The sequence below is a fragment of the Ruegeria sp. BG8 genome (assembly GCF_056538325.1).
Genome location: NZ_JBQFSZ010000001.1, coordinates 892,776 through 918,394 on the forward strand (window position 1 = coordinate 892,776; position 25,619 = coordinate 918,394).

General features: G+C 58.0%; 24 protein-coding genes. 6 read left to right on the forward strand and 18 right to left on the reverse strand.

Going from position 1 to position 25,619, the window contains the following annotated elements:
- Nucleotides 1-50: 50 nt before the first annotated feature.
- The 5 genes from tolB to ybgC form a co-directional block, all read right to left on the reverse strand.
- Nucleotides 51-1,370, reverse strand: a complete 1,320-nt coding sequence (gene tolB / locus ACR0DG_RS04530; protein ID WP_480694704.1) for a Tol-Pal system beta propeller repeat protein TolB — start codon at nt 1,368-1,370, stop codon at nt 51-53.
- A complete protein-coding gene (locus tag ACR0DG_RS04535; protein WP_480694705.1) occupies nt 1,367-2,467 on the reverse strand; it encodes an energy transducer TonB in 1,101 nt (366 codons plus the stop codon). Before ACR0DG_RS04535 ends, tolB begins: the two co-directional genes overlap by 4 nt.
- 9 nt (nt 2,468-2,476) lie before the next feature.
- Complete coding sequence (gene tolR, locus ACR0DG_RS04540; protein WP_480694707.1) at nt 2,477-2,953, reverse strand: protein TolR; 477 nt, start codon at nt 2,951-2,953, stop codon at nt 2,477-2,479.
- 1 nt (nt 2,954) lies between these two features.
- A complete protein-coding gene (tolQ, locus tag ACR0DG_RS04545) occupies nt 2,955-3,650 on the reverse strand; it encodes a protein TolQ (RefSeq protein ID WP_480694709.1) in 696 nt (231 codons plus the stop codon).
- A 111-nt stretch (nt 3,651-3,761) separates the two neighbouring features.
- Nucleotides 3,762-4,169 (reverse strand): tol-pal system-associated acyl-CoA thioesterase, encoded by a 408-nt coding sequence (gene ybgC, locus ACR0DG_RS04550; RefSeq protein WP_480694711.1) that lies wholly within the window; start codon nt 4,167-4,169, stop codon nt 3,762-3,764.
- Between the two features lie 193 nt (nt 4,170-4,362).
- Here ybgC and ACR0DG_RS04555 point away from each other — a divergent pair, with 193 nt between their 5' ends.
- Nucleotides 4,363-6,069, forward strand: a complete 1,707-nt coding sequence (locus ACR0DG_RS04555; RefSeq protein ID WP_480694712.1) for a SulP family inorganic anion transporter — start codon at nt 4,363-4,365, stop codon at nt 6,067-6,069.
- Nucleotides 6,070-6,086: 17 nt separating this feature from the next.
- Here the strand turns inward: ACR0DG_RS04555 and ACR0DG_RS04560 are convergent, their stop codons facing one another.
- The 4 genes from ACR0DG_RS04560 to ruvC are packed head-to-tail and all read right to left on the reverse strand — an operon-like array spanning nt 6,087 to nt 8,966.
- Nucleotides 6,087-6,710, reverse strand: a complete 624-nt coding sequence (locus ACR0DG_RS04560) for a hypothetical protein (protein WP_480694714.1) — start codon at nt 6,708-6,710, stop codon at nt 6,087-6,089.
- A 60-nt stretch (nt 6,711-6,770) separates the two neighbouring features.
- The gene (gene ruvB / locus ACR0DG_RS04565; protein ID WP_480694716.1) at nt 6,771-7,790 is read right to left on the reverse strand and encodes a Holliday junction branch migration DNA helicase RuvB; all 1,020 of its coding nucleotides are present in this window, start codon (nt 7,788-7,790) and stop codon (nt 6,771-6,773) included.
- A 4-nt stretch (nt 7,791-7,794) separates the two neighbouring features.
- Nucleotides 7,795-8,472, reverse strand: a complete 678-nt coding sequence (gene ruvA / locus ACR0DG_RS04570) for a Holliday junction branch migration protein RuvA (protein ID WP_480694718.1) — start codon at nt 8,470-8,472, stop codon at nt 7,795-7,797.
- Entirely contained in the window at nt 8,469-8,966 is a 498-nt protein-coding gene (gene ruvC / locus ACR0DG_RS04575; RefSeq protein ID WP_480694720.1) for a crossover junction endodeoxyribonuclease RuvC, read from the reverse strand. Before ruvC ends, ruvA begins: the two co-directional genes overlap by 4 nt.
- Before the next feature lie 333 nt (nt 8,967-9,299).
- Between ruvC and ACR0DG_RS04580 the strand changes: the two genes are divergently transcribed.
- The gene (locus ACR0DG_RS04580) at nt 9,300-9,512 is read left to right on the forward strand and encodes a DUF1127 domain-containing protein (RefSeq protein WP_480694722.1); all 213 of its coding nucleotides are present in this window, start codon (nt 9,300-9,302) and stop codon (nt 9,510-9,512) included.
- 109 nt (nt 9,513-9,621) lie between these two features.
- On the opposite strand, the gene ACR0DG_RS04585 is transcribed toward ACR0DG_RS04580, so the two are convergent.
- The 4 genes from ACR0DG_RS04585 to ACR0DG_RS04600 all read right to left on the reverse strand — a co-directional run bounded on the left by ACR0DG_RS04585 (nt 9,622) and on the right by ACR0DG_RS04600 (nt 14,517).
- Nucleotides 9,622-9,966, reverse strand: a complete 345-nt coding sequence (locus ACR0DG_RS04585) for a hypothetical protein (RefSeq protein WP_480694724.1) — start codon at nt 9,964-9,966, stop codon at nt 9,622-9,624.
- Nucleotides 9,967-10,066: 100 nt separating this feature from the next.
- Nucleotides 10,067-10,945 carry a 50S ribosomal protein L11 methyltransferase gene (locus ACR0DG_RS04590; protein ID WP_480694726.1) on the reverse strand — a complete coding sequence of 293 codons (879 nt, stop codon included), beginning with the start codon at nt 10,943-10,945 and terminating at the stop codon, nt 10,067-10,069.
- A 64-nt stretch (nt 10,946-11,009) separates the two neighbouring features.
- Nucleotides 11,010-12,242, reverse strand: a complete 1,233-nt coding sequence (locus tag ACR0DG_RS04595; protein ID WP_480694728.1) for an MFS transporter — start codon at nt 12,240-12,242, stop codon at nt 11,010-11,012.
- A 79-nt stretch (nt 12,243-12,321) separates the two neighbouring features.
- Complete coding sequence (locus ACR0DG_RS04600; RefSeq protein ID WP_480694730.1) at nt 12,322-14,517, reverse strand: primosomal protein N'; 2,196 nt, start codon at nt 14,515-14,517, stop codon at nt 12,322-12,324.
- Nucleotides 14,518-14,605: 88 nt separating this feature from the next.
- Between ACR0DG_RS04600 and fsa the strand changes: the two genes are divergently transcribed.
- The 4 genes from fsa (at nt 14,606) to ACR0DG_RS04620 (ending at nt 17,849) form a co-directional block, all read left to right on the forward strand.
- Entirely contained in the window at nt 14,606-15,259 is a 654-nt protein-coding gene (fsa, locus tag ACR0DG_RS04605) for a fructose-6-phosphate aldolase (protein WP_480694732.1), read from the forward strand.
- 201 nt (nt 15,260-15,460) lie between these two features.
- Complete coding sequence (locus tag ACR0DG_RS04610) at nt 15,461-16,168, forward strand: DUF484 family protein (RefSeq protein ID WP_480694734.1); 708 nt, start codon at nt 15,461-15,463, stop codon at nt 16,166-16,168.
- Nucleotides 16,165-17,085, forward strand: coding sequence for a tyrosine recombinase XerC (locus ACR0DG_RS04615; protein ID WP_480694736.1), 921 nt, complete (start codon nt 16,165-16,167; stop codon nt 17,083-17,085). The genes ACR0DG_RS04610 and ACR0DG_RS04615 overlap by 4 nt, the downstream gene beginning before the upstream one ends.
- Before the next feature lie 68 nt (nt 17,086-17,153).
- Complete coding sequence (locus tag ACR0DG_RS04620; protein WP_480694738.1) at nt 17,154-17,849, forward strand: CDP-alcohol phosphatidyltransferase family protein; 696 nt, start codon at nt 17,154-17,156, stop codon at nt 17,847-17,849.
- A 2-nt stretch (nt 17,850-17,851) separates the two neighbouring features.
- On the opposite strand, the gene ACR0DG_RS04625 is transcribed toward ACR0DG_RS04620, so the two are convergent.
- From ACR0DG_RS04625 to ACR0DG_RS04645, 5 genes are all read right to left on the reverse strand, one after another.
- Complete coding sequence (locus ACR0DG_RS04625) at nt 17,852-18,319, reverse strand: hypothetical protein (RefSeq protein WP_480694740.1); 468 nt, start codon at nt 18,317-18,319, stop codon at nt 17,852-17,854.
- A 75-nt stretch (nt 18,320-18,394) separates the two neighbouring features.
- Nucleotides 18,395-18,850: a methylated-DNA--[protein]-cysteine S-methyltransferase gene (locus tag ACR0DG_RS04630; RefSeq protein ID WP_480695001.1), complete on the reverse strand. Its 456-nt coding sequence runs from the start codon at nt 18,848-18,850 to the stop codon at nt 18,395-18,397.
- 134 nt (nt 18,851-18,984) lie between these two features.
- Nucleotides 18,985-21,897: an isoleucine--tRNA ligase gene (gene ileS / locus ACR0DG_RS04635; protein ID WP_480695003.1), complete on the reverse strand. Its 2,913-nt coding sequence runs from the start codon at nt 21,895-21,897 to the stop codon at nt 18,985-18,987.
- Nucleotides 21,898-22,062: 165 nt separating this feature from the next.
- A complete protein-coding gene (locus tag ACR0DG_RS04640) occupies nt 22,063-24,753 on the reverse strand; it encodes a DUF2339 domain-containing protein (RefSeq protein ID WP_480694741.1) in 2,691 nt (896 codons plus the stop codon).
- A 136-nt stretch (nt 24,754-24,889) separates the two neighbouring features.
- On the reverse strand, nt 24,890-25,600 hold the full coding sequence (locus ACR0DG_RS04645) for a VIT1/CCC1 transporter family protein (RefSeq protein WP_480694743.1): 711 nt from the start codon (nt 25,598-25,600) through the stop codon (nt 24,890-24,892).
- Between the last annotated feature and the right edge of the window lie 19 nt (nt 25,601-25,619).

Genomic DNA, 25,619 nt, shown 5'->3' on the forward strand with positions numbered 1-25,619 from the left:
CTGTACCACAGTGCAGGTTTCTTGTGAACTTTTCCGACCTGCCGCCGCGATCAATTCTGTAAGGGTCCCCACGAGGGATCGCTACCACCATCCGGCGTACGAACGGGGCGCAGGTTGCGGCCCGAAATATCCACCGAATAAAGCGCCGCACGACCGCTTGCACCCTGCGTTTCACGGGTGAACATGATCACACGGCCGTTGGGTGACCAGGTCGGCCCTTCGTCCAGGAAAGATGAGGTCAAAAGACGCTCTTCATCCCCATTGGTGCGCATAACGCCAATGTGGAACCGGCCCCTGTTCTGCTTGGTAAACGCAATCAGATCCCCACGCGGAGACCAGACCGGAGTGCCATACCGCCCCTGCCCAAAGCTGATCCGCGTCGCCTCACCGCCATTCGCGGGCATGACATACAGCTGTGGCGTGCCGGAGCGATCGCTTTCAAACACGATCTGCCGGCCGTCAGGTGAATAGCTTGGCGCTGTTTCGATGGCGGGAGTATTGGTCAGCCGGGTGCTTTGACCAGAGGCCAGGTCCATCTTCCAAAGGTCGGTATTCCCCCCTTGGATCAGCGAATAGACAATCGAACGCCCGTCCGGTGAAAAGCGGGGCGAAAAGCTCATGGTGCCGCCCGGCGTGTTCAACTCGGTCCGGCGGACGCGGTCAACGTCCAGAACATAAATGCGCGGCTGCCCGGTTTCATAACTGGTATAGAGCAGCCGATCGCCGGTGGGCGAAAAGCGGGGGGCCAGAACGATCGCGGCGCTATCAGTCAGGAACTGCACATTGGCGCCGTCATAATCCATGATCGCCAAGCGTTTCAGGCGCTGATCCTTCGGCCCGCTTTCCGAGACAAACGCAACGCGGCTGTCAAAATAGGCACCCTCGCCCGTGATCCGGCTGTAGACCTGATCCGACACTTTATGTGCCATGCGCCGCCAACCATCGGTGGTGCCCGCAAATTGCAGCCCATTCCCCAATTCCTGACCGGAAAAGACGTCCCACACACGGAAACGCACCGTCAGTCGGTTACCCGAGACATTGACACCCCCTGTCACCAAAGCATCCGCATTAATGGCCTTCCAATCCGCAAATTGTACCGGTGCCTCAAAGCTGCTGACCCGGCTGATAAAAGCGTCGGGCGAGATTTCTCGGAATAGCCCCGTGCCCGTCAGGTCATCTGCCACCACCCGAGAAATATCCCGTGCGAACTGCGCCGCTGCCGGACCGTCGGGTACGAAACTGGGCACCGCAAAGGGCAAGGGTTCGATGATCCCCTGATCCAGTTCCAAACGCAGCGGTCCGTTCTGGGCGTAAACCGGCGCTGTCAATAGCGTCAGGCCAAGCAACAAGCTGGTCAGAAGTTTCATCATTTGATCCGCATCCTCTCGGGATTGAATGTAATCTCAATATCCTGCCATTGGGCATATTTGTCAGCAGGCAGATCGTAACCTTTCGCACCACAGCGCAGAATTGCGCGTCGCGCGGCCTCAAATGCCTGTCTTGCAGCACCAGCCGACCCGCCTGAGCTGTCAATCATGCGCAAGCTACCCCCTACGACCTTGCCGTCGGGGGTCAGTGAAAATCCGACAACTACCACAGTCTGCAGCGCATCCGTTGACAAAGAACCAACGTTCCAACACTGCGACACGGCTAGGCGCATTGCGTCTTTCTCACCGCTGGTCAGCGGTGGGCCGGAAGGTTCACTGCCCTGACCCAGCGCTTCGGCCAATGCGTCTTGGATAGCGCTTTCATCCGCGGCCGGGGGCGTCGGTGCCTCGGGCTCTGGCTCTTGGGCGACTTCCTCTTGCGGAGGGGGTGATGGCCGCCGGGGCCTGACTTGGGGGCGTGGCGACGTCCGCGGGGCGTATTCCTTAGCCTCTTCAGCCTCGGTTACGATCTCGTCCGTCGCTTCTTCGGGGGCTGTCTGGTCCTGTTGTTCCTGCTGAGTCTCGGCCCCCTCGTCCAACGAAACTGCCGGCGTTTCGATGTCGTCCGGCGCGGCCTCTGGTGGCGGCGGTGCAATGGGTTCGGGCGCGACCTTGTCGGCAGGCCGCGGCAGCGCCTCGGGGCCCGGCGGCACCGGCAGCGCCGCAACCTCAGGCTCGGGCGGCTCCAATGCAGGAGGTTGTTCGATCACGACCGGCTCGGGCGGCGGCTCGACCGCTTCGGGCTCCGGTTCGGGCTCGGGTTCAACCGGTTCCGCGACCTCGGGAATGGTCTGTTCTTCCTCGACAGGCTCTGGCGCGTTGACGTCTTCGACCGGCTCTTGTGGTTGCTGCAAAGCAGCGGGTGTGGGCACTTCGGGCGCGTCCTGCTGGGCGGTCATAGCCGCGAATTGCTCAGCCGAGATTACGGACACATCCTGCACAGCCATAGGGAGCGGCTCGGACCGGAAGGTTCCGCCGAAAAAAGCCCACCCTATCAAACTGACGTGGGCAATTGCCGAGATCTTGGTGCCGGTGTCCACCGTGCGGCCTCACTCTCCACCTTCGTCCAGCGTCGGGCCGCCAGTGTCGGTCACAAGGCCCACATTGGAAAACCCACCCGCATTTAACGCACCCATTACCTGCATAACCTGCGCATAGGGAATGGCACCATCCGCGCGCAGGAACACGCGGTCGCTGCTCCGTTCTGCCGCGATAGCGCGCAATCTGCCAATCAACTCTTCGCGCAAGATATCCGTCGTCTGTATCTGAACACGGCCATCGGCTGTCAGCGTGACGGTCAATGGCTCTTCGTTATCGCCGGGTAATGCGCTGGCTGCGGTTTTGGGCAGGTCTACCGGAACCCCGACAGTCAACAGCGGCGCGGCAACCATGAAGATGATCAGCAAAACAAGCATGACGTCTACAAAGGGCGTCACGTTGATCTCTGCCATCGGCTGGGCCCGCCCGCGCCGACGTCCACGTCTGCGCCCATTCCCGCCAGAGGGTTGCTGAACCGCAGCGCCCATATCAGCTGTCCAACTGGCGCGACAGGATCGTGGCGAATTCGTCGGCAAAAGCCTCATAGCCGCCAACGATCCGGTCACTATCCGCGCTGAGCTTGTTGTAGAAAATCACTGCCGGGATCGCAGCCAACAGGCCCAAACCGGTGGCCAACAAAGCCTCGGCAATACCGGGGGCCACAACTGCCAGATTGGTGTTTTGCTGTTCGGCAATTTCGATAAAGGCATTCATGATGCCCCATACGGTTCCGAACAGACCGATAAATGGCGCGGTCGAGCCGACGGTTGCCAGAATCGGCAATCCCTTTTGCAACGTTTCCGCCTCTTTCGCGATGGCCACGTCCATTGATCGGTCAATCCGCGCGGTCGCCCCGGCAATCAACCCACCATCTGTGCGGTGCGACCGTCGCCACTCAATCATTCCTGCGGCAAAAATCTTTTCAGAGCTTCCGTCGGGTTGCGTTCCGATCTGTTCGAATAATTCGTCCAGAGGATTGCCCGACCAGAAAGCCTCATCAAATACCTGTGCCTCGCGACGCGCTGCACGGTAATTGATTGTCTTCTGTATGATGATCCCCCACGACCAAACCGACGCGCCGATCAACATCAGCATCACCAATTTCACGATAAAGGTCGCGCGGGCATACAGCCCCCACATGGAGAAGTCGATCTCCTGCGCCAGCGCCAGCGTTTCAGCTTCCATGAACCTGCTCTTTAGTTTTTGCCTGACGGCCGTTGGTTTGGCCTTGTTTTGTCGAACGCTAACGCAGTTGGATTTGAAATGCCAACAGAACCACTGCAATCCTGAAAATTGTTACACCAATGCGCGAATCTCTGCCGGAAGACGCACCGGCTTACCCTGATTGTTCATGCAAACAGCCGTCACAGTTGCCTTGAAAATCTCGGTCTCGCCTCGTTTGACCAATTGCGCCATCGTCAGCCGGACACCCGAAATTGAGACGATCTTTGTTTCCACGATCAGCTCGTCGTCAAATCTGGCCGTTGCAAGGTAATCTGCCTCGACCCTGCGCACGACCCAAACGAAGCCTGCGTCGCGCATGGCATTCTGGTCATTTCCAATGTTTCGCACATAATCCGAGCGCGCGCGTTCGATATATTTCAGGTAGTTCGCGTGATAAACGACACCGCCCATATCCGTATCTTCGTAAAAGACCCGGACCGGGTAAATGTGCGTTTGCTGTTCGGCTGCATCTTGGGTCATGGAGCGGCTCTCTTACTAACAGGCTGATCGGCAGGCCGAGGACGGACCCTACCCCAAACAGATGCATACCCGGCAACCGAGCTGCAATCCCTGCGGGACCATAAAGTTAAAGTAAGCAGTTATCCGCACTCGAAAATCAGCGATATGGCCGATAACGTTCAATAAATCAGCCGGTGAGTGAACGGACATTACAATGGCACAAAACGACGGCAGCAAGAAAGCGATGGCTTTGCCCCTGCTTCAGGGTGTCTTGCCGCTGGACAAATCCCGTCTTCCAACCGAGGTTTTGGCCGGATTGACCTTTGCTTGCCTCGCGATCCCCGAGGTCATGGGATACACCAAGATCGCAGGAACCCCGGTCGTCACCGGGTTGTACACGATCCTGATACCTATGGCGCTGTTTTCGATCTTTGGCTCATCACGGCACCTCGTCGTCGGAGCGGACTCAGCCACGGCTGCCATAACAGCTTCGGCCCTGGCTGGCATGGCGGTTTCCGGCTCGTCCGAATACCTTGCGCTCGCGTCGTTACTGGCCCTGATGGCAGCCGTACTTTTGGTGGCAGCGCGCCTTGTCCGATTGGGCTTTTTGGCGGATTTCCTGTCGCGCACCGTCCTGATCGGCTTTCTGACCGGCGTCGGCATTCAGGTCGCCGTCGGAGAAATCCCCGGAATGCTGGGTATCGAGGCCACCGGGCACGGTACTGTCGAAAAGCTACGCGGCGCATTGCTGCATTTTGAGCAATTCAGCATGCCGACCCTGATGGTCTCAGTCGCAATTCTTGCCACGGTATTGGTGTGCAAACGCGTATCAGCCAAGATCCCGGGGCCTTTAATTGCGATTTTGGGCATCATATTTTGCAGCTGGGCCTTCAAACTTGGTGCTAACGGGATATCAGTGCTGGGTCCGGTACCGGCAGGCCTTCTCAGCTTGTCGTTTCCAAACGTCGATTGGAGCTGGAACCTTTTCAAACAACTGCTGCCGACAGCCCTGTCAATTTTCGTTGTCATCCTAGCCCAAAGCGCAGCAACCTCCCGTGCATACGCCGCGCGTTTCGAGGAACGTTTCAACGAAAACACCGACCTCGTCGGGTTGGGGCTGGCAAACCTTGGTGCGGCTTTCAGCGGAACCTTCGTGGTCAATGGCAGCCCCACCAAGACCGAGATGGTCGCCAGCGCCGGTGGGCGCAGCCAGATTGCTCAGCTCACCACGGTAGCGATCGTACTTGCAGTGATCCTGTTTCTGACCGCCCCCTTGGCCTATCTGCCCAATGCTGCCCTTTCAGCAATTGTCTTTCTGATCGGGATTAAGTTGATCGACCTGAAAGGGCTGGCGGCCATCTACCGGCAGGCGCGATCCGAATTCTGGATCGCAATCGCAACAGCGGCCGTTGTCGTATTCGTAGGGGTCGAACAAGGCATTTTATTCGCGATGGTATTGTCCCTGATCGACCACACCCGCCGGGGATATCGACCCAGAAACACCGTCCTTGTCAAAAACAAAAATGACGGCGGTGCTTACCCCAAATCAATATCGGCCCCAAACCAGTTTGAACCCGGACTGGTCATCTATCATTTTTCACACAGCCTGTACTATGCCAATGCGCAACGACTTGCTGACGACATAACCGCGATAACTGCGGATCCAAATTCGGAAATCCGTTGGTTTTGCATCGAGGCTTCTGCGGTGGATGATGTCGACTTTACCGCAGGCTACACGCTGCGCCACGTCCAAAGCAGGTTAGCCGACAAAGGCATTCAATTGGTTTTCATGCATGTAACACCCAAGGTCCAGCGAGAGCTGGATAGATATGGCGTAACGACCCTCATTGGCGGTGGCGCATTCTTTACGTCGGACAAGGCGCTGCTAGACGCGTATCACGCCAGCCATATCCCTGCGTAAGCGGGGCGCAAAGGCACCTATTGCGTCGGCTGCAAACGCGCAAACAGGCGCAATGCATGAGATGCGTCTTGCGCCGCCGCGGGCAGGACCGGATCATAAGCTGCGCGGATCAGGTCAGCGATATCCGGTCGCAAAACTGTGGTTCCGCCAGCAACCGCAAGCGGGGATTGCGTCCGAAATGCAGTATCTGACCACAAGAGGATGGTCTGAACGACCTGGCTAAGTGCAAGCGTTTCGGCGGGAACCTTCGACAGCTCATTATCCATACGCAAGAAGACAAAGGCGGCTCTGATCGCGCCATCCTCTTCAAAACGGAAAATTCTGTACTGGTTGGCATCGGCAGAGACCAGGCGGTCGACCAAAGGCGCAAGATCGGGGATCAAACGATCCAGATCCGGTACTTCCAGCAGTTCTTTCCAGTCGCGAAAGAAGAACACCATGCAATTAGCACCCAGTTCGGGATCGGTCTCGGCCATCTTATGGTCGGCTAATGCCACCACGGCCTCGAACGCGCCCTTGACAGTCGACAGCGTTTCATCCTCGACGCCAAAGACGATGGGCACGATGGGGCGGCCCCAGCGTGCGAACAAGAATTCTCCGCTTTCACGGGTGAACAACGCCTGAATGTCTTCCGGTGTCACGCGCAATCCTCAACGAACGAAACAAGTTGGGCCAACGCTTAAATTCTAAGTCACGCAGGTTCAACCAAACAGATCGCTCTGCCCTTTTGGGGCGGCCATACCCAGATGGCTCCATGCCTTTTGCGCCAGCATACGCCCGCGCGGGGTTCTTTGGATCAAACCCTGCTGCAGCAGGTAAGGCTCGATCACTTCTTCCAGCGAGTCGCGGCTTTCCGACAGCGCCGCTGAAAGTGTCTCAATCCCAACCGGCCCACCGGCGTAGTTTTCCGCAATCAGTGTCAGATAACGCCTGTCAGCGCCGTCCAAACCCAGATTGTCGACCCCTAGCCGCGTTAATGCTCCATCGGCCAGATCGCGTGTAATCCGGCCGTCACCTTCGACAATCGCAAAATCCACAACCCGGCGCAGCAACCGCCCTGCGATCCGGGGGGTTCCACGCGAACGTCGCGCGATCTCGCGCGCGCCTTCGTCATCCGCAGGTGCGCCCAGCTTGCGTGCGTTTCGGGTGACAATCTCATGTAGCTCATCAACCGTGTAATACTGCAGCCGGGTCGGAATACCGAACCGATCCCGCAACGGGGTCGTCAAAAGCCCCATCCGAGTGGTCGCACCCACCAGCGTAAAGGGCTGCAGCTCGATCCGGACCGTGCGGGCGGCAGGGCCCTCACCGATCACGAGGTCCAGCTCAAAATCCTCCATCGCGGGGTAAAGCACTTCTTCGACCGCAGGGTTCAGACGGTGAATTTCGTCGATGAAAAGAACATCACGCGACTCAAGATTGGTCAGGATCGCCGCCAGATCACCAGCCTTGGCCAAGACAGGGCCGGATGTCATACGAAAGTTAACACCAAGCTCCCGCGCCATGATCTGCGCCAAAGTCGTCTTTCCCAACCCCGGGGGGCCATGGAACAGCGTGTGATCCATCGCCTCGCCCCGCTGTCGGGCCGATTGAATGAAAATCCGAAGATTAGCACGTGCCTCAGCTTGCCCAATGAATTCATCTAAACCCTGGGGGCGCAGGGCGCGGTCGTTATCCTCGGGCATCGGCTCGGGGCGCAGCGTTGGATCGGCGTCTACCATTCACTTACCCTTTCGGAGCCAGAAGTTTAAGCGCAGCCCGGATCAGTTCGGCTTCCCCCGCCTCCGGCAGGTTTGCTGCCGCCTCAGCGACTGCGGATGCTGCTTCGGAAGGACCATAACCAAGGTTGGAAAGCGCAGACAACGCTCCGGCAGACGCGGCTGCATTGCCCGACGGTTTTACTGTTTTCCGTTTGGGCGCAGGTGCAGGTTCCGCAAGTTCAACAACCTCAAGATCGGGGCCGTCCATTGCTTCGGTCACTGTTCCGCCCATGGCCATGACACCCGGCGCCTTATCCTTAAGATCCAGAACGATCCGCTGGGCTGTTTTTGGTCCAACACCTTTGGCCGCCTTGACCGCCCCCCAGTCACCCAGCGCAATCGCGCGGCTCACACCATCGGGGCCCAAGGCACTGAGAATGGCCAGCGAAACCTTGGCCCCAACGCCCTGCACCGAACATAACAGGCGATGCCATTCTTTTTCGACCAGTGACAAGAAACCATAGAGCTGCATCAGATCTTCGCGGACGACCATGTCTGTGTAGATCGACACGGCCTCACCCACGCCCGGCAGCGCGGCCATCGTCCGGTCCGAGCAGTAGACGATGTAACCAACCCCGCGCACGTCGATCAGCACATGATCCGCCGCCCGATAGTCCAGCCGCCCGGTGAGTTTTCCAATCATGCCTGCACCCTTTTCATTCGCGACTGGGGGGATGCCCCGTAATAGGAATGGCAGATCGCAATCGCCAAAGCATCAGCGGCGTCCGCCCCTTTGGGCTGACATCCCGGCAATTGCAATTTGACCATGTGAAGGACCTGCTCTTTTTCGGCGTGACCAACACCAACCACGGTCTTTTTGACCCTGTTCGGCGCGTATTCTCCAACCGGCAAACCGGCCTGCGCCAAGGTCAGCAAAGCAACGCCACGGGCTTGACCCAATTTCAGCGTCCCTGCTCCATCCTTGTTCACAAAGGTCTGTTCGATAGCGGCCTGATCAGGCGCATGCTCAGCAATGACTTCGACGATTTGATTATGGAGCGACAGCAGGCGTTCCCCAAGGTCGTCACCGTCGGATTTGCACAACCCATTGGCCACGTGACTTAAACGACTGCCATGCGATTCGATGACGCCCCATCCCAAGGTTCTAAGCCCCGGATCAATGCCCAGAATTCGCATAATTCGCCTCGGCCCGCGTTGTTTTTTTGTTACTTAATCCTCGACTAGCACGAAGGGTGAACATTTTCCAAGCAAATTGACCAAAAGTCGAAAAACGACGGACCTGTATCAGTCCCGACACCATCGCCTGTTTGCGACAGCGAAATGCCTGAATTCGACACCTTTATGAAGCGAAAATGGTCAATGAATTAAAGGACTTTCATGAAATTCGAGACTTGCAAAAAATGCATAGGACACATGCATTTTCTGCGCTTGCAGTGCCGATCTGACATCACTAAATGCCGCTCAGATCGAATGATCGACAGATGAACTCTAACCAGAAGGAAACAGGATATGGCTGCACTGGACATCACCCGCGCCACCACTGGCTCGTTCGGCCTCGCTGGCCGTATCGGCGGATTTTTTGCATCGGCTATCAACGCCGTTGTCGAATGGAATGACGCCCGCATTACACGCAATGTGCTGAACGGCCTGACGGATCGCGAACTGGATGACATCGGCATGTGCCGTGGCGACATCGACATCGTCGCTGAGGGCCGCCGGTAAGACCTGGCACAATAGCCACTCACTCACTCGCCCCTTCTCCTCCCTCGGGGGCACAAAAGAACGCCGCGCATCAATAATGCGCGGCGTTTCTCGTCAGAGCAGACGAAACTCAGGGAATATACTTGCTGACCTGAGTCGAGAGAAATTGCGAAACCGGGTCGATCTGCATGATCCACGCGCCGGCTTGCTCGACGGGCGTTCCTTCATTCAGACTATCGACACGGTATTGATACCCGGCCGCACCAAGGCTTGTCAGCAGGAACGTTTTGAACGCGAAAAAGCCGACAAGGCAGAGAATCAAGAACTTTGCTGGCACCGCAGACTGAACGCGTTGCGGGCGCATAACCACAAGGCCATCCTTACGCATCGTCGCGCGGTAACCCCGGCTTAGTTTGGCGTGCTTTTTATTCAGGCGATGAACACGCTGATTAAAATCCAATTGCTTCGTAGTCATGGCAGCCTCCAATAACCGCCCCCAAGAATTCACCCTTAAAACGGTAGAAAGAGATTGCGCCAAAAAAGTGGCGAGAATCCAGAAAACTCCTGTAAATGGCCTAATTTACGCCCTGTTTGCTTAAGATTAGCGTCGTCCATTCACCAATCTGAGACCTGTCAGTCCGATTGAACCCATTTTGGAGATAAACATCGGCTACCTCGTCGGCCTGCTCGTTGAGGATTCCCGACAATATCGCATAGCCACCGGGGCGCAGATTCGTGGCAATTTCTGGTGACAGGGCAACCAGCGGTCCTTTTAGGATATTTGCAAAGATCAGATCATACGGCGCGTGGGATTTAAGGTCCGGATGATCGAAACCCGCCGCCTCGACGCAGCGGACCTGACCCGTCATGCCATTTGCTTTCAGGTTGGCTTCGGCCACGTCAACGGCGACTTGGTCAATGTCACTGGCGATGATCTCACCGTCCCACACCCGCGCTGCAGCCATCGCCAAAACGGCCGTACCACAGCCGATATCCGCAACCTTGGTCGCCGAAAAGCCCTCGTTCAGCAAATGATCCAGCGCTTTGAGGCAGCCCAGTGTGGTACCGTGATGACCCGTCCCAAAAGCCATCGCGGCCTCGATCAACAAAGGGATGCGCCCTTCGGGCAACTTGTCCGCATCATGGCTGCCGTAAACAAAGAAACGGCCTGCTTCGACCGGGGCAAGTTCGCGGCGTACATGAGCGACCCAATCCGTTTCAGGCAATTCAGAAACGACAAAGGGCTTGGCTTCGAACGCCACCGCAAGCACTGCAAGGGCGGTTTCGTCCGGGGTTTCGGTGAAATACCCGCCGACTTCCCAAAGGCCCGAGCCGTCTTCGACTTCGAACACGCCAACACCCGTCGGCTCCGGGTCCAGCCTCTCCATCGCCTCACCCAAGCCTTCGGCTGCTTTCTTACCGGTCAGAGTGGTCAATGCGGTGAATGTGGGCATCGTGGCCTCCTGAGTCATTTGCCACAGCGCCTAGGGTGCCTCGCCGCCAAGGTCAAGCATTGCCTTATTCGGCGGGTGACGGCGCGAATTTCGACAGGATCGTCTCGTTGCCCGGTTCAGGATGGCGCGGTATCAAAAGTGACAATCCCAGTGAGATCATCGCCATCATCGCGGCCAGTAAGAAAACAGCGCCGGGGGACACGACCCACAACAGACCCAGCAGCGCAGGCAAGAACACGGCGGCGATATGGTTAATCGTAAAGGCCACCGCAGCCGTCGGCGCAATATCGGCGGGATCCGCGATTTTTTGAAAGTAGGTCTTCAAGGCCAAGGCCAGCGCGAACAGAACGTGGTCAATCACATAAAGGATCGCGGCCAGCACAACGCCCCAACCGAACCAGTAAATCCCACCATATGCAGCGAACACGATGGCAAGCCCCGCATATTCGAAAATCAAGGTGCGTCGTTCGCCAAAGACCGACACGGCTTTTCCCAACATCGGTGCCGCAGCCATGTTGATCACAAGGTTGATAAGGTACAGGCTGGTCAGTTCGTGCACTTCAAAGCCGAACTTCTCGACCATCATGAAACCGGCGAAGACGACAAAAATCTGCCGCCGCGCCCCTGCCATGAATTGCAGTGCATAATACAGCCAATAACGGCGGCGCAGGATCAGCTTTTTGGTCTGCGGCGTGGGCGCGTCAAACTGCGGATAGGCGAACAGACAAAACAGCGCCAAGAACGCAGTGACACCACCAGCGGCCATAAAGACAAAGTTGTAGGACAGATCGAAACGATCCCATGTCAGCACGATCAAGCCATAGACCACTGCGGTCGCCGCGGACCCCATTGCCACGAGCCATCCCAACACTTGCGGGGCGCGATCCTTTGGCAGCCATTGCAGCTGCAGCGACTGGTTGACCGTTTCGTAATAGTGAAAGCCGATCGAGCTGAATAACGTGACAAACAGCAGCCCACCCAGACTGGGGAACCATGCGGTGATCGCGGTGGCCACGCCTAGCATCATAAGCGAGATCATCGCCAGCACCTGCTCGCGGATGAAGATGATCACAGCGATGACACCAACGGCCAGAAAACCGGGTATCTCGCGCACTGTGTGCAGCAGTCCAATATCTGCCCCGTCGAAATTCGCGACCTCAATGACGAAGTTATTCAACAGCGCGCTCCACGCGTTGAACGCAATGGGCATCATCAGCGCCATCATGAACAAAAGCGTCATAGGGCGGCGCCAGAACGGCAGGCTCTGGGCCTCGGAGAGCGGCATGGGTTTCAGCATGGGTTCCCCTCTACGCCGATTTCTTGCAATTGGCGAGAGGCTACACGTGCCCGCACAGTCAATCTGCGCCCATGCAGAGTCAGTAAAAGCTTTGCGGATCGATATCGACGGTCAAACGAATATCGCCCTTGAGGCGCAATGGTGCGATCCAGCGGGCGATAGCGTCCTGAATCGGCGCCCCCTTAGGGGCTTTAACCAGCAAACGGACACGATGCCGTCCACGGATACGCGCAATCGGTGCCGGAGCGGGTCCAAACACCTGAGCGCCAATGTCGCGCAAAGGCGCATCATTCCGCGCCATTGCATTTCCGATGTCAAACACCGGCCCGACTTCGGGGCCGGACAATACGATCCCAGCCATCCGCCCATAGGGCGGTACTCCGGCGGCTTGCCGCCCGGCAGCCTCGGCCTTCCAGAACCCTTCTTCGTCACCCGACAGAATCGCACGGATCACCGGATGCTCTGGTTGAAACGTCTGTAACAGCGCCTGCCCCGGTTTGTCGGCTCGCCCAGCGCGACCCGCCACCTGACGCATCAGTTGGAACGTGCGCTCCGCCGCGCGCAGGTCTGCGCCATGCAGCGACAGGTCGGCATCGATCACCCCTACCAAAGTCAGCTTGGGGAAATTGTGCCCTTTGGCCACCAGTTGCGTGCCGATGACGATATCCGCGTCACCTTCAGCAATCTCTTCGATCTTGGCCTTCAGAGCGCGGGCTGAACCAAAGAGATCGGAACTCAGCATCGCGATCTTGGCCTCGGGAAAGGTGGCTTCGGCTTCTTCTGCCAATCGTTCAATTCCCGGCCCAACCGGGGCCAGCTTGCCCTCGACCCCGCAGGATGGACATTCCTCGGGCATTGGCTTGGTTTCTCCGCATTGGTGGCACATCAAACGTTTGAGAAAACGATGCTCGACCATCCGCGCATCGCAATGATCACAAGCGATCTGCTCGCCACACGCCCGGCACAAGGTCACCGGTGCATACCCACGACGGTTGATGAAAAGCAGCGACTGTTCGCCCCGCTCGATCCTCTGAAGCACCGCTTGCCGCAACGAGGGCGATATCCACGTCCCCGGTTGCATCTGCTCGGCGCGCATGTCGATGGGCTTCATCTCGGGCAGAACGGCGGCGCCAAACCGCGCGGTCAGGTCAACACGTGCGTATTTTCCGGCCTCGGCGTTGGCCCAGCTTTCCAGCGAGGGTGTCGCACTGGCCAAAATCACGCGCGCCCCACAGATAGCGGACCGCAGCACCGCCATGTCCCGCGCGCTGTAATGCACGCCGTCTTCCTGCTTGTATGAGGTGTCGTGTTCTTCATCGACCACCACTAGCCCCAAATCGCGGAACGGCAGGAATAAGGCCGATCGCGCACCCACAACCAACTGCGCATCCCCCTGACCGACCATCCGCCAGACCCGGCGGCGTTCGGTCATGGTGGCGCCCGAATGCCACTCGGCCGGACGCGCGCCAAAGCGTGCCTCGACCCGCGTCAGGAATTCGGCGGTCAGGGCGATCTCGGGCAACAAAACCAGCGCCTGCCGATCCATTCGCAAGGCCTCTGCCACCGCTTCCAGATAAACCTCGGTCTTGCCCGAACCGGTCACACCTTTCAGCAAAGTCGTGCCGTAGTCACCTGTGCGTTGCCCCGCTTGTAACTGCTGCACAGCAGCGGCCTGATCCTCGGTCAGCGCCTTACCCGGCAAATCCGGGTCCAAATTCGGATAGGGCAGATCGCGCGGGCTGTCCTCCTCCCGGACAGCGCCTTGCTTGACCAGCCCCTTTACAACGGATGAGGTAACCCCCGCCTGTTCCGCAAGCTCTTTCAGGGTAAAGGCCAGGCCTCCGTATTCCCGTAGAACCTCCAATACGCGCGTCCGCGCCTCGGTTACCCGGTCGGGGTCACCCTCTCCCAAGCGATATATTTTTCGCATAGAAGGCGGATCGCTTAACCCCGGAGCACGCGTCGCAAGCCGCAGCATCGCAGGCATCGGCGTCAGCGTATAGTCTGCCACGCGGCCCAGAAACAGCCGCATTTCCTCTCGCATCGGCGCGACCTCAAGCACCCGGATCACCGAACGGGCCTTGCTTAGGTCAAAACCACCCTGCCCCGGCCCCCACACGACGCCCAACACTTTGCGCGGTCCCAGCGGCACCTCGACATACGCACCCAGAAAACACCCACCCACGGGTGCCTTGTAATCCAGCGTCCTGTCCAGAGGCTGTGTGGTTAACACGGCCACTAGCTCTCCTTGATCGAAATACTCCTGGGTACCCAACGCATATCCTTTGCAGGGGGTTTCAGCATGTCTCTCTTTGGGGTAAAGCCATCCGCGACCAAGGCCAACCCATCAAAGGACTGCCCTCATGAAATTCTTCGTAGACACCGCCGAGATCGACGCCATCGCTGAACTGAACGATCTGGGCATGGTGGACGGCGTGACCACCAACCCCTCTCTGATCTTGAAATCGGGCCGTGATATTCTGGAAGTCACCAAAGAGATCTGCGATCTGGTCGAAGGCCCCGTTTCCGCCGAAGTCGTCGCCACCGAGGCTGACGACATGATCGCCGAAGGCCGCAAGCTGGCCAAGATCGCGCCGAATATCGCCGTCAAAGTGCCGCTTACATGGGCCGGGCTTAAGACCTGTAAAACCCTCAGCGATGAAGGCCAGATGGTCAACGTCACACTGTGCTTTTCAACCAACCAAGCCATTCTGGCCGCCAAGGCGGGCGCGACCTTCATCTCGCCCTTCATCGGTCGCCTGGACGACATCAACCTCGACGGAATGGACCTGATCGCGGATATCCGTCAGGTCTATGACAACTATGGGTTCGAAACCGAAATCCTCGCCGCCTCGATCCGCACCGTGAACCACGTGACCGACAGCGCCCGCATTGGTGCCGACGTGATCACCGCCCCTCCGGGCGTGATCAAGAAACTGGCCGATCACCCGTTGACCGACAAAGGCCTTGAAACCTTCCTAGCCGACTGGGCCAAAACCGGTCAGAAAATCCTCTGATCCCCTGCGCGACCGCGCGGTGCCGAAAGGCGCCGCGCCCGGCCCAACTGCTTAGAACCTGATCTCTGATCTGGTTCTTGCAGGCGGGAGAGCCCACCCTATCGGTAAAACGCACGAATTCCCGGCAACTGCTCATTTTTCCCGAGTCAAAAGGCGCCAGCCGTGTTATAAGGCGTCAAAACAAAAAAGACCGGACGGGACATGAGCAGTAACACCAAACTCAAGGACACTCTCCGCGAGGCGATTCTGGCCGAGCCTGATGCAGTTCTGGACGATAAGGACCTCATGCAGGCTCTTGTCACGGCGGACGAACAGGCACGCGGCGACAACATCATCGACCTGCGCGGCATCGCGATGCAACGGCTTGAGGCGCGACTGGATCGCCTGGAAGACACCCATCGATCAGTTATCGCCGCCGCCTACGAAAATTTGGCGGGCACCAATCAGGTCCATCGTGCAATCCTTCGATTGCTTGAACCCGTCGGGTTCGAGGATTTTCTCACGACACTGGGCACAGACGTCGCTGAAATCCTGCGTGTCGATCGCATCACGCTGGTTCTGGAAACGTCAGCTGTTCAGGACGACCCGGCAATCGACAAGCTGGGCCGAGTGCTGACCGTGGTCGAACCGGGCTTTGTCGACAACTACCTGACCTTTGATCGCAGCGGCCCCCTGCGCGAGGTCGTGTTGCGCGAAGTCATCCACCCGACCCACCGCATCTTTGGCGAGCAGGCCGATCACCTCAGATCCGAAGCCTGCCTGAGACTAGATCTGGGTGCGGGTCGGTTGCCCGGCATGATCATCATGAGCGCCAGAGACCCCAACCATTTCTCGCCGCAGTTGGGTACAGACCTGCTGTCCTTCTTCGCAGGTGTGTTTGAACGCTCCATGCGCAACTGGCTGTCGTGAGCCTGATCTCACCGGCCTGCCGCGACGCGCTGCAACACTGGCTGGAAAGCCTGGGCGCTCTTGGCGGTCGGTCCGAGAACACGCGATCTGCCTATCGTGGCGACGTGACCGAGTTTCTGTCATTCATGACATTACATCATAGCGAACGTCAGGGGCTTGCTGCTCTGGCTCGCATTTCGGTCTCGGACATGCGCGCCTGGATGGCTGATCAGCGCGGATCAGGGGTCGGTGCCAGGTCGTTGGCGCGAAAACTGTCCGCCGTAAAAAGCTTTTACCGCTGGCTGTCAGAACGCGAAGGGTTTGAACCGACTGCAGTTTTATCGACCCGATCGCCCAAATTCACCAAAAAGCTGCCGCGCCCACTGGCCGAAGACGCCGCACGCTCGATGATCGATACGGTCGAGCTCCAATCCTCCAGCGACTGGGTCTCCGCTCGGGACGTCGCTGTGGTCACGCTGCTATACGGCTGCGGCTTGCGTATCTCAGAGGCACTGTCCCTCACTGGAAAGGACGCGCCGCTTGCAGGGACGCTGCGGATCATCGGCAAGGGGAACAAAGAAAGAATCGTACCTGTCCTTCCTGCCGCCAGCGCGGCAGTCGACAGGTACCTTCAGCTATGCCCGCACCCGCAAGCCGACGACAAAGCTCTGTTCCGTGGCGTTCGGGGCGGGCCTTTGAACCCCGGCGCAATTCAAAGCGTGATGGCCAATGCGCGGGCTCAATTGGGGCTGCCAGCGACCGCAACACCGCATGCTTTGCGGCACAGTTTCGCCACACATTTGCTGTCTGCCGGGGGCGACCTTCGCGCGATTCAGGAACTGCTGGGCCACGCCTCTTTGTCGACAACCCAAACCTACACAGCGGTAGATACCGCCCGCCTGATGGAAGTCTACAACCGCGCGCACCCCAAAGCCTGAGACACTACATCTGGCTGTGTTGCGGCTTTTGGTTTGCATCTCGCCCCCGCATCGTACAAGAGACACGGATGACAATCAGATTCAAAGCTTTACTCGTTCATCTGTTCACCGCCACTGGTGCCGTTTTTGCAATGCTCGCCATGTTGGCAGCGGTCGACGAAAAGTGGAGCCTGATGTTCCTGTGGCTTGTCGTTGCCTTCATCGTCGATGGCATAGATGGCCCGCTAGCGCGCCACTACCACGTCAAGCAGAATGCCCCGCAATTCGACGGCATGATCCTGGACATGATCATCGACTACCTGACTTATATCTTCATACCAGCCTTTGCACTGTTTAAGTCTGGCCTGATGGATGGCTGGACCGGTTGGTTCGCCATCATTGTCATAACATTCGCCAGCGCTATGTACCTCGTGGGCACCGGCATGAAGACCAAAGACAACTCTTTTGCCGGTTTTCCGGGCTGCTGGAACATGTTTGTGATTGTGATCTTCGCGCTGCAGCCAAACTTCTGGATCATACTGGCTTTGGTGACGGTGCTGTCGGTTGCAATGTTCTTGCCGCTCAAGTTCATCCACCCTGTTCGCACGGAACGGTGGCGGACAATTTCCCTGCCCATGGCGCTGGCATGGACATTCTTTGCCGGCTGGGCCGCGTGGGTCGATTTCCACCCTGAAAGCTGGGCGCATTGGGGGCTGGTGATTACAAGCCTTTACCTGGCATCAGCCGGAATCCTACAGCAGATCATTCCGCCCCGAAAAGCCTGAGGTTACAAAACCTCGTCGACCTCATACTCTGTACCGTTATGGGTAAACACGTCGCCCTGTTGCAGACCTGCCATAGCAAGGTAGATCGGGCTTTGTGTTGAAATCCCCATATATGTTGTACCCTCAACCTCGAACCGCGTGGTCGAAACGCAGACAACGAAACTCCGGCCATTGAAGCGGACAACAGAGCCCGGTTGCACCGTGTCCTTCAGGCCGAAGTCCGTATTTTCGATCACGTCGATTTTGGCATGATGGGCTTGCAAAGGGGCATCAAACGCAGCCGCCAGATCCGCATTCTCGCGCGAGGCCACCATGTCATCCTTGTCATGTACCTCACGATCATCCAACTGCGAATCCTTAAGAAACGCGTCATAATGCGCTTGCGCCGCCGCAAGTTCCTGTTCCTCAAGCGACATCAGGCGATCGATGATGGCCTTTTTGCGAACGCCCGGATCTGGTTGCGCAGTCATTCCATACCATCCTTTGAAATCTCTGTTTGATACAAAGTGGGCCCCAAGCAATGGAATTGCAACAGAAATCCGCCTTCAGATCAGCAGCCCCGCAGCCCGTTCGTGACGTAACAAGGCCACTTTGGTCTCAATCCCACCCTCGCCCGAAAAGCCACCTAAGCCGTTCGCGGCCAACACTCGGTGACACGGGATGATGACCGGGATCGGGTTGGCACCACACGCCTGACCGACGGGCTGAGGTGGCTGCCCCAGTTCTTTCGCAATATCTCCATAGGTGCGCGTGTCGCCCAACGGAATGGCAAACATCAAGTCGCAGACTTTGCGTTGAAACTCCGACCCGACGATGCGGTAAGGTAGGTCAAATCGCTCCAGTTTCCCTCGATCATAAGCCACCAATTGCGCGGCAGCTTCTTTTAGCAAAGGCGTTACAGGGCCTTCATCCACCCCATTCCAAACAAGACGCGTTATCTCGCCCTCTGTTTCTTCGACCCCAAGGCGGCCGAATTGGGTATCAACAGCAATCATCGGCATGAAAAAAGGTTGCAGATGTATCGCAACACCTGCAACCCGATTCCCGACGATCCGCCCCTTCATCTGGCTAAAAATATCCCGGAGCGCGAGGCAGAGCCTCGCAAAACTCTCAGGACACCCGCGAAAAGGCGGACTTAACTTAGTGCCTCATCGCAACGTCCGCAGACACCGTCATGCGCGTGGCGACCCACATCTGGCAAAATCTTCCAGCAGCGCTGGCATTTTTCGCCTTCGGCCTTTTCAAAGACCACTGCAACCCCTTCGATTTCCGGCACACGGAAAGCTTCGGCGGGGGCCGGGTCGCCAGTTACGGTCAGGCCCGAGGTGATGCACATGTCATCGACATCGAAAGTCGCCAGCAGATCACGTGTTTCCTGATCTTCGACATGAACGATTGGCGCAGCCTCAAGGCTGGAGCCGATCACCTTGTCCTGACGCTGTACCTCAAGCGCGGCGGTGACCGCACGGCGGACGCGACGCACCTTGGACATATTGGCTTCCAACTCGGCGTTACGCCAATCGGCAGGCGTGTCCGGGAAATCCACCAGATGGACTGAGCTGTCATCGCCCGGGAACCGCTCCAGCCAAACCTCTTCCATGGTAAAGACCAGAACCGGGGCCAGCCAAGTGGTCAGGCGATGGAACAGGATATCCAGCATGGTGCGCGCAGCGCGGCGACGCAGGTTATCACCGTCGCAGTACAGCGCATCCTTTCGCACATCGAAATAGAACGAGGACAGATCGACCGTGGCAAAGGTGAACACTGCGCTGAACACGCCCTGGAAGTCGAACGCGGCATAGCCATTGCGCACCTGCTCATCCAGCTCAGCCAGACGGCTCAGCACCCAGCGTTCCAGACGCGGCATATCCTCGGGCGCAACCCGATCCGCTTCGCTGAAATCAGCCAATGAGCCCAGCATGAACCGCATTGTGTTGCGCAGGCGCCGATAGCTGTCGGCAGTGCCCTTCAGAATCTCCGGCCCAATCCGCTGGTCAGCGGTATAATCGGTCTGAGCCACCCAAAGACGCAGGATATCGGCTCCGTATTGCTTCACGACCTCTTCCGGCACGATGGTGTTGCCCAGCGATTTGGACATCTTGTTGCCCTTGGCGTCCAGCGTAAAGCCGTGGGTCACGACGTTTCGGTACGGCGCACGCCCCTTGGTGCCACAGGCTTGCAGCATCGACGAATGGAACCACCCACGGTGCTGGTCGGTGCCTTCCATGTAGACATCCGCAATGCCATCCTCGGTCCCGTCCTCGCGGTCGCGCAGAACGAAAGCGTGGGTCGAACCCGAGTCGAACCACACGTCCAGCACATCGAACACCTGATCGTAGTCGTCAGGGTTTGCGATGCCGTCGAGGATCGTCTCTTTGAACCCATCGGTGTACCAGATATCCGCGCCATCCTTTTCGAACGCCGCCTTGATGCGGGCGTTTAGTTCCTCATTGCGCAGCAGGTAATCAGAGTCGGTCGGCAGAGCACCCTTCTTAGTAAAGCAAGTCAGCGGCACGCCCCAGGCGCGCTGGCGGGACAGAACCCAATCCGGGCGCGCTTCGATCATCGAATACAGGCGATTGCGACCGGTCTGCGGCGTCCATTTCACCAACTCATCGATGGACCGCAGAGCGCGTTCGCGGATGGTATCCCCCATCTCGCCCATACCATCGTTCAGCTTTCGGTCGACCGAGGCAAACCACTGCGGCGTGTTGCGATAGATGATCGGCGCCTTCGAGCGCCACGAATGCGGATAGCTGTGCTTGATCTTGCCACGCGCCAGCAGCCCGCCAACTTCGACCAGCTTGTCGATGACGGCTTTGTTAGCGTCACCCTCACCGCCCTTGCGGGACAGGATGAACTTACCGCCAAAGAACGGCAGATCGGCGCGGAAGCTGCCATCATCCATCACGTTATAGGTGATGACCTGCTCCAGCATGCCAAGATCGCGGTAAAGCTCGAATTCCTCCATCCCGTGCGAGGGCGCGCAGTGAACAAAGCCGGTCCCTTCGGTGTCGGTCACGAATTCAGCCGCACGGAAATCACGGATGTCGTCCCATTCGCCATTGCCGCCCTCGGCCCCGGCCAGCGGGTGGGTCAGCTGGACGCCTGCCAGCTCATCGGTGGTCACGTCACGAACGCGGGTCCACTGGTCGTCGTTCAAACGGGCGCGGCCCAGAACATCAGCGGCCAGATTGTCCGCCAGCAGGAATTTATCGCCCACATTGGCCCAGCATTCCTCAGGCGTGCCGATGACTTCGTATAGGCCATACGAGATGTCCTCGCCGTACACGACCGCCTTGTTCGACGGCATGGTCCAAGGGGTCGTCGTCCAGATCACGACAAACGCGTCGTCCAGATCGCCCGCATTCACGACCTTGAACTTTACCCAGACGGTAAAGCTTTCCTTGTCGTGATACTCAACCTCGGCCTCGGCCAGAGCAGTCTTCTCGACCGGCGACCACATCACAGGTTTTGAGCCCTGATAAAGTGTGCCGTTCATCAGGAACTTCATGAACTCATCCGCGATCACGGCCTCGGCGTGATAGTCCATGGTGATGTAAGGGTCAGGCCAATTGCCGGTGATGCCCAGACGCTTGAACTCTTCGCGTTGGATGTCGATCCAGCCCTCGGCGAACTTGCGGCATTCCTGACGGAAGTCGACGATGTTCACCTCGTCTTTGTTCTTACCCTTCTTGCGGTACTGTTCCTCGATCTTCCATTCGATCGGCAGACCGTGACAGTCCCAGCCGGGCACATAACGCGCATCAAAGCCCATCATCTGATGCGACCGTACGATCATGTCCTTGATGGTCTTGTTCAGAGCGTGGCCGATATGCAGGTGGCCGTTCGCATAGGGGGGGCCATCGTGCAGGGTAAAGGGCGTACGGCCCTCTTTCTCACGCAAGCGGTCATAGACGCCGATTTGTTCCCAACGCTCCAACCATGCAGGCTCGCGCTTGGGCAGGCCAGCGCGCATGGGAAAGTCAGTTTTGGGCAGGTTCAGCGTGTCTTTGTAATCAGGTGTCTGGATCGTGTCGGCGCACATTGGGGGCGTCCTTTGGATGATCTTGTCGTCGTAGGGATCGAAGCGGTCGGTGCGAAGTCTCAAACACCTTTGCCCGGCGTCTCAGAGGGTCAGAGCGCCGGGGATATAATTCGAATAATGATGGCCATCTGCTCATACATGGCCGCGCTTATAAGACGCCCGCCCTCAATGGTCCAGAGGTTCCGACCCATGCGGCGAATGGCGCAGCTGCGCCCATCGGTTGAGCCACGCCAGACCGGCCAACGCAAGTCCCAAAACAAGCAGCGAAAACACCCGGATGAGCCCGCCCAAGCCCGAAATATCAATCAAAAACACCTTCGCGACAGCCAACCCGATAACAATCAAGCCCGCCTTACGCATCAAATCAGACTGGCGCGCCAGAGATTGATAGAAAAGCACTGCCCCAATCAACAGGAGAATAAGCGTATAGGTGTAAAGTTCGGGCTGCGTGACGCCGTTGCCCTCAAACATACCACCCGCGCCTTGCCAGGCATGACGGATCGCGAGCCCCAACCAGACAGCGACCAACGCGACGGCCGCCCCAAAGCTGATCCGCCTTAGCAGTGCAGGTGCCGCAACAATCCGCCAGGCGGAAAAGCCAATCGCCAGAGCCGGCAAAAGATACCCAACCGCAAGGGTGTTCAGTACCGGTGGCCCCAAAACTGGATCGGCCATTGGGTTAAGCAGCGGATTGGCGTCGGACAGTGCTTGCCCCAGCCGTGCGACACCATGTGCTGCAAAAAATGCGGCAAGCAAGTAGCGCGCGTAATTCAGTTTGCCGCCCAGTTCGAACCTTTGCACCTGCGCATAAGCCAGCAGCAGCCAGATGACTGCCAGCAAACCCAGCCCCCAATGGCTGTCATCTGCGCCACCCTCACCAAAGCCCTCAAGCCAGCGCAACAGAAGCAGTGACAGCAAGATACCTGCCGTCGCCCACGCAGCACTCTCTAATAGTAGGATCGCAACGGGGCGCTTAAGCCGTTTCAGAAGCCACCAACCAACGACAAAACCGATCACTGCGGCCAGATAAACCATCGTCATCTCGCCGAGCGGGGCCGCTTCGGCCCATTTGAGCCCGGGGTTCAGGACCAACCGCACCGTCACAGTGAAGACCCCGGCCCAGATGAACCAACTCATCGCAGGTAGATTAAACCGCCGGTCCAGCGCCGCGGCAGCGACAATCATGACAACCAAGGCCACTGTGAGCGCAGCTGAGCTGAGCACGATGATGCAAGCAAAACTCAGACAGGACAGCGCAGAAAGGGTTGCCAGAGCCGGACGCATGCGATCTTCCCCGTCAACCCGCGCGAACCGCTCCGCCCAAAAGACCATCATCGTGCCCAGTGCAATTGCGTGAAGTCCCCAAGGGTACGCCCCGATTACTTGCGCGGGGCGCCAGCCAATTTCCAAGGCGATGGCCAGCGACGGTGCGAACACGGCGGCCACCCCAGCCCAAACCTTTGCATAGCGCCCGCCATTCAGCGATCGCCACGCTGCCGACACACTGATGGCCGCACCAATCAAGACCAGAGCCGTGATGACCATAGGATAATCTGCCTCGGCAGTTTCCGCGTAAGTCTCAGCGAATGCCCGAAACGCTGCGCTCTTGTCCAAACCGTGCATAAGCACAAAGCAGATCAGACCCAGTCCCGATATTATGGCCGTGTCCTGCAAAGCACGCGCGCCCCTTGCCCAAAGGATCAACGCTAAGGTCAACCCGGCCAGTAACACGATACTCAACCAGAACTCTGCGACTGAGTCCGCCCAATGGATCGACAAGATAACAGAAGTGGTCGCGACCGAACCAAAGGCCAGACGGGTCGGAAATTGAGGCCACGGATCGCCTTTGTGACGCCAGATAGCCTCGGAGATCATTGGCCCGGAGTGATTGGGCCAGATGCTTCGAACAGGAATTACAATGGCGATCAGCGCAAGGGCCGTCACAGTGGTTAAGTACGCAGGTTCAGTCGACGGCGAAGACACAACCATCAGGAACGCCGCGCCATAGGCCCCGACCAGCGCCAGCACCGAAACCCACGCCCATCGGCGCACGGTGTCTATTCCCAAACCCAAAACAGCGATCACAAAGAAATAGCCGTATAGCCACGTGGGATCCTCGGATGATCCTCCGACAACGAACGGGCCCATGAATGCGCCAATCAAACCCACCGCTGCAAGTAAGGGTCCGTGAAACCAACCCAAAACCAACCCGATCAGCGATACACCTATCATGCCGGTAAGAGCGGCTTGGGGTCCGATCAAGTCATAGAGCTGACGTGCAGCCAGGATCGCGCCGAACAAGGTGACAAGCCCCGCACCCGAAAACACGGACGGCAGATAGGCAGTGGACGTGCTTTCATCATCACCAAAGCGACGGCGGACAACTTCGCCCGCAACAATCAACGCGAAGCCAAACCCAAGCGCTGCGATCACCCGAGCGGGTGGCGGCAAGAGCCCACTCTCGACCCCGTATTGAACAAGAAAAATCCCGGCCAGCGCCAAGGAAAGCGCCGAAACTGCATAAAACCAGTTCTCGCGCAGCCAGGCACCCAATGCAGAAAAGCGATCCTCGCGCAGAACGACAGCAGCAGGGGTGTTGTCGGTATCTTCGGACGGTACATCTTTGGTTGCTACACGATCTTCCGGGGCTGGTCCCCAAGGCCTTTTTGAGGGCTTCACCTCAACAGATTCGGTTGGTTCAGGAACTTGAATGGGTGCCTCAGGCGTTTGCTCTGCCAGTCGATGTTCCAACTGCTCTACCCGCCTGCGTAGCCTCATATGAGCAACCAACAGGAAGATGATCGCAACCGGGATGGCCATCACGATCAGACCGGCAAGTACAAGCAACGATTCCAAACAAATTCTCCAAGCGATAATGACCTGAAGCTATCGCGCGCAAACTTCTGTTCATAGTCCGTAAATCCGGATGTATCCCGCTTAGTCAGCAGGTTAATACAGGCCCTGAAGGCGGATAGGCAGAGCGAAGTTGCTTTCAGGGATGGAACAGTGATCCGACCCAATAGGCGATTGCCGCTGCTGCGCCACCGATCAAGAGGGTCTCAACGCCGGATCGCCACCACGGGGCCAGAGACCAGCGGCTTTTCAAAGCCCCGATTGCAAAAAACACGGCCATAGTCATCCAGGCCGACAGAACAAAGGCCCGGTCCATAGAGAACAAAAAAGGCAGCAACGGGACCATTCCAGCGACCAAAAACGCCAGAAACGTCGCCATCGCGGCTTTTAGCGGGTGGGGATCAACACTGCCCAGACCATACTCGCCCTCGATCATCAGGTTGATCCAGTTGTCATGGTTAGCAGTGATAGCGTCGGTGGCTTCTTCCAGAACCCGCCCTGACAGACCTTTTTGGGCAAGTATCGCGCGCACTTCTGCCCTTTCGCCATCAGGATAGAGGTGGATATGACGCTCTTCGATCGCACGAATGCGACGGATGTTGTCCAGCTCGGCCTTGGTGCCGGAATAATTGCCCGCCGCCATCGAAAACCCATCCGCCAGCACATTCGCCAATCCAAGGGCCACAATGATGAACGGGGACAACCCTGCCCCGGCTACACCTGCGACGATGGCAAAGGTCGTTACAGACCCGTCGATCCCTCCGTAAACCACGTCGCGCAAGACGCCCCGTCCCGGCGGAGCATTTATGCGGTCTGTTATTTCCTGCTGGCTGTGTCCGTGCTCGGTCATGGCTGGCTCCGGCTTTTCT

Excerpts from the sequence above, each read along its gene's own strand:
- fsa (WP_480694732.1), top strand. The coding sequence starts at position 14,606 with ATGAAATTCTTCGTAGACACCGCCGAGATCGACGCCATCGCTGAACTG.
- ACR0DG_RS04580 (WP_480694722.1), top strand. The coding sequence starts at position 9,300 with ATGGCTGCACTGGACATCACCCGCGCCACCACTGGCTCGTTCGGCCTC.
- ACR0DG_RS04625 (WP_480694740.1), bottom strand. The coding sequence starts at position 18,319 with ATGACTGCGCAACCAGATCCGGGCGTTCGCAAAAAGGCCATCATCGAT.
- tolB (WP_480694704.1), bottom strand. The coding sequence starts at position 1,370 with ATGATGAAACTTCTGACCAGCTTGTTGCTTGGCCTGACGCTATTGACA.
- ACR0DG_RS04585 (WP_480694724.1), bottom strand. The coding sequence starts at position 9,966 with ATGACTACGAAGCAATTGGATTTTAATCAGCGTGTTCATCGCCTGAAT.
- tolR (WP_480694707.1), bottom strand. The coding sequence starts at position 2,953 with ATGGGCGCTGCGGTTCAGCAACCCTCTGGCGGGAATGGGCGCAGACGT.
- ruvA (WP_480694718.1), bottom strand. The coding sequence starts at position 8,472 with ATGATTGGAAAACTCACCGGGCGGCTGGACTATCGGGCGGCGGATCAT.
- ACR0DG_RS04590 (WP_480694726.1), bottom strand. The coding sequence starts at position 10,945 with ATGCCCACATTCACCGCATTGACCACTCTGACCGGTAAGAAAGCAGCC.
- ruvC (WP_480694720.1), bottom strand. The coding sequence starts at position 8,966 with ATGCGAATTCTGGGCATTGATCCGGGGCTTAGAACCTTGGGATGGGGC.
- ACR0DG_RS04555 (WP_480694712.1), top strand. The coding sequence starts at position 4,363 with ATGGCACAAAACGACGGCAGCAAGAAAGCGATGGCTTTGCCCCTGCTT.
- ruvB (WP_480694716.1), bottom strand. The coding sequence starts at position 7,790 with ATGGTAGACGCCGATCCAACGCTGCGCCCCGAGCCGATGCCCGAGGAT.
- tolQ (WP_480694709.1), bottom strand. The coding sequence starts at position 3,650 with ATGGAAGCTGAAACGCTGGCGCTGGCGCAGGAGATCGACTTCTCCATG.
- ACR0DG_RS04620 (WP_480694738.1), top strand. The coding sequence starts at position 17,154 with ATGACAATCAGATTCAAAGCTTTACTCGTTCATCTGTTCACCGCCACT.
- ACR0DG_RS04645 (WP_480694743.1), bottom strand. The coding sequence starts at position 25,600 with ATGACCGAGCACGGACACAGCCAGCAGGAAATAACAGACCGCATAAAT.
- ACR0DG_RS04595 (WP_480694728.1), bottom strand. The coding sequence starts at position 12,242 with ATGCTGAAACCCATGCCGCTCTCCGAGGCCCAGAGCCTGCCGTTCTGG.
- ybgC (WP_480694711.1), bottom strand. The coding sequence starts at position 4,169 with ATGACCCAAGATGCAGCCGAACAGCAAACGCACATTTACCCGGTCCGG.
- ACR0DG_RS04630 (WP_480695001.1), bottom strand. The coding sequence starts at position 18,850 with ATGCCGATGATTGCTGTTGATACCCAATTCGGCCGCCTTGGGGTCGAA.
- ileS (WP_480695003.1), bottom strand. The coding sequence starts at position 21,897 with ATGTGCGCCGACACGATCCAGACACCTGATTACAAAGACACGCTGAAC.
- ACR0DG_RS04610 (WP_480694734.1), top strand. The coding sequence starts at position 15,461 with ATGAGCAGTAACACCAAACTCAAGGACACTCTCCGCGAGGCGATTCTG.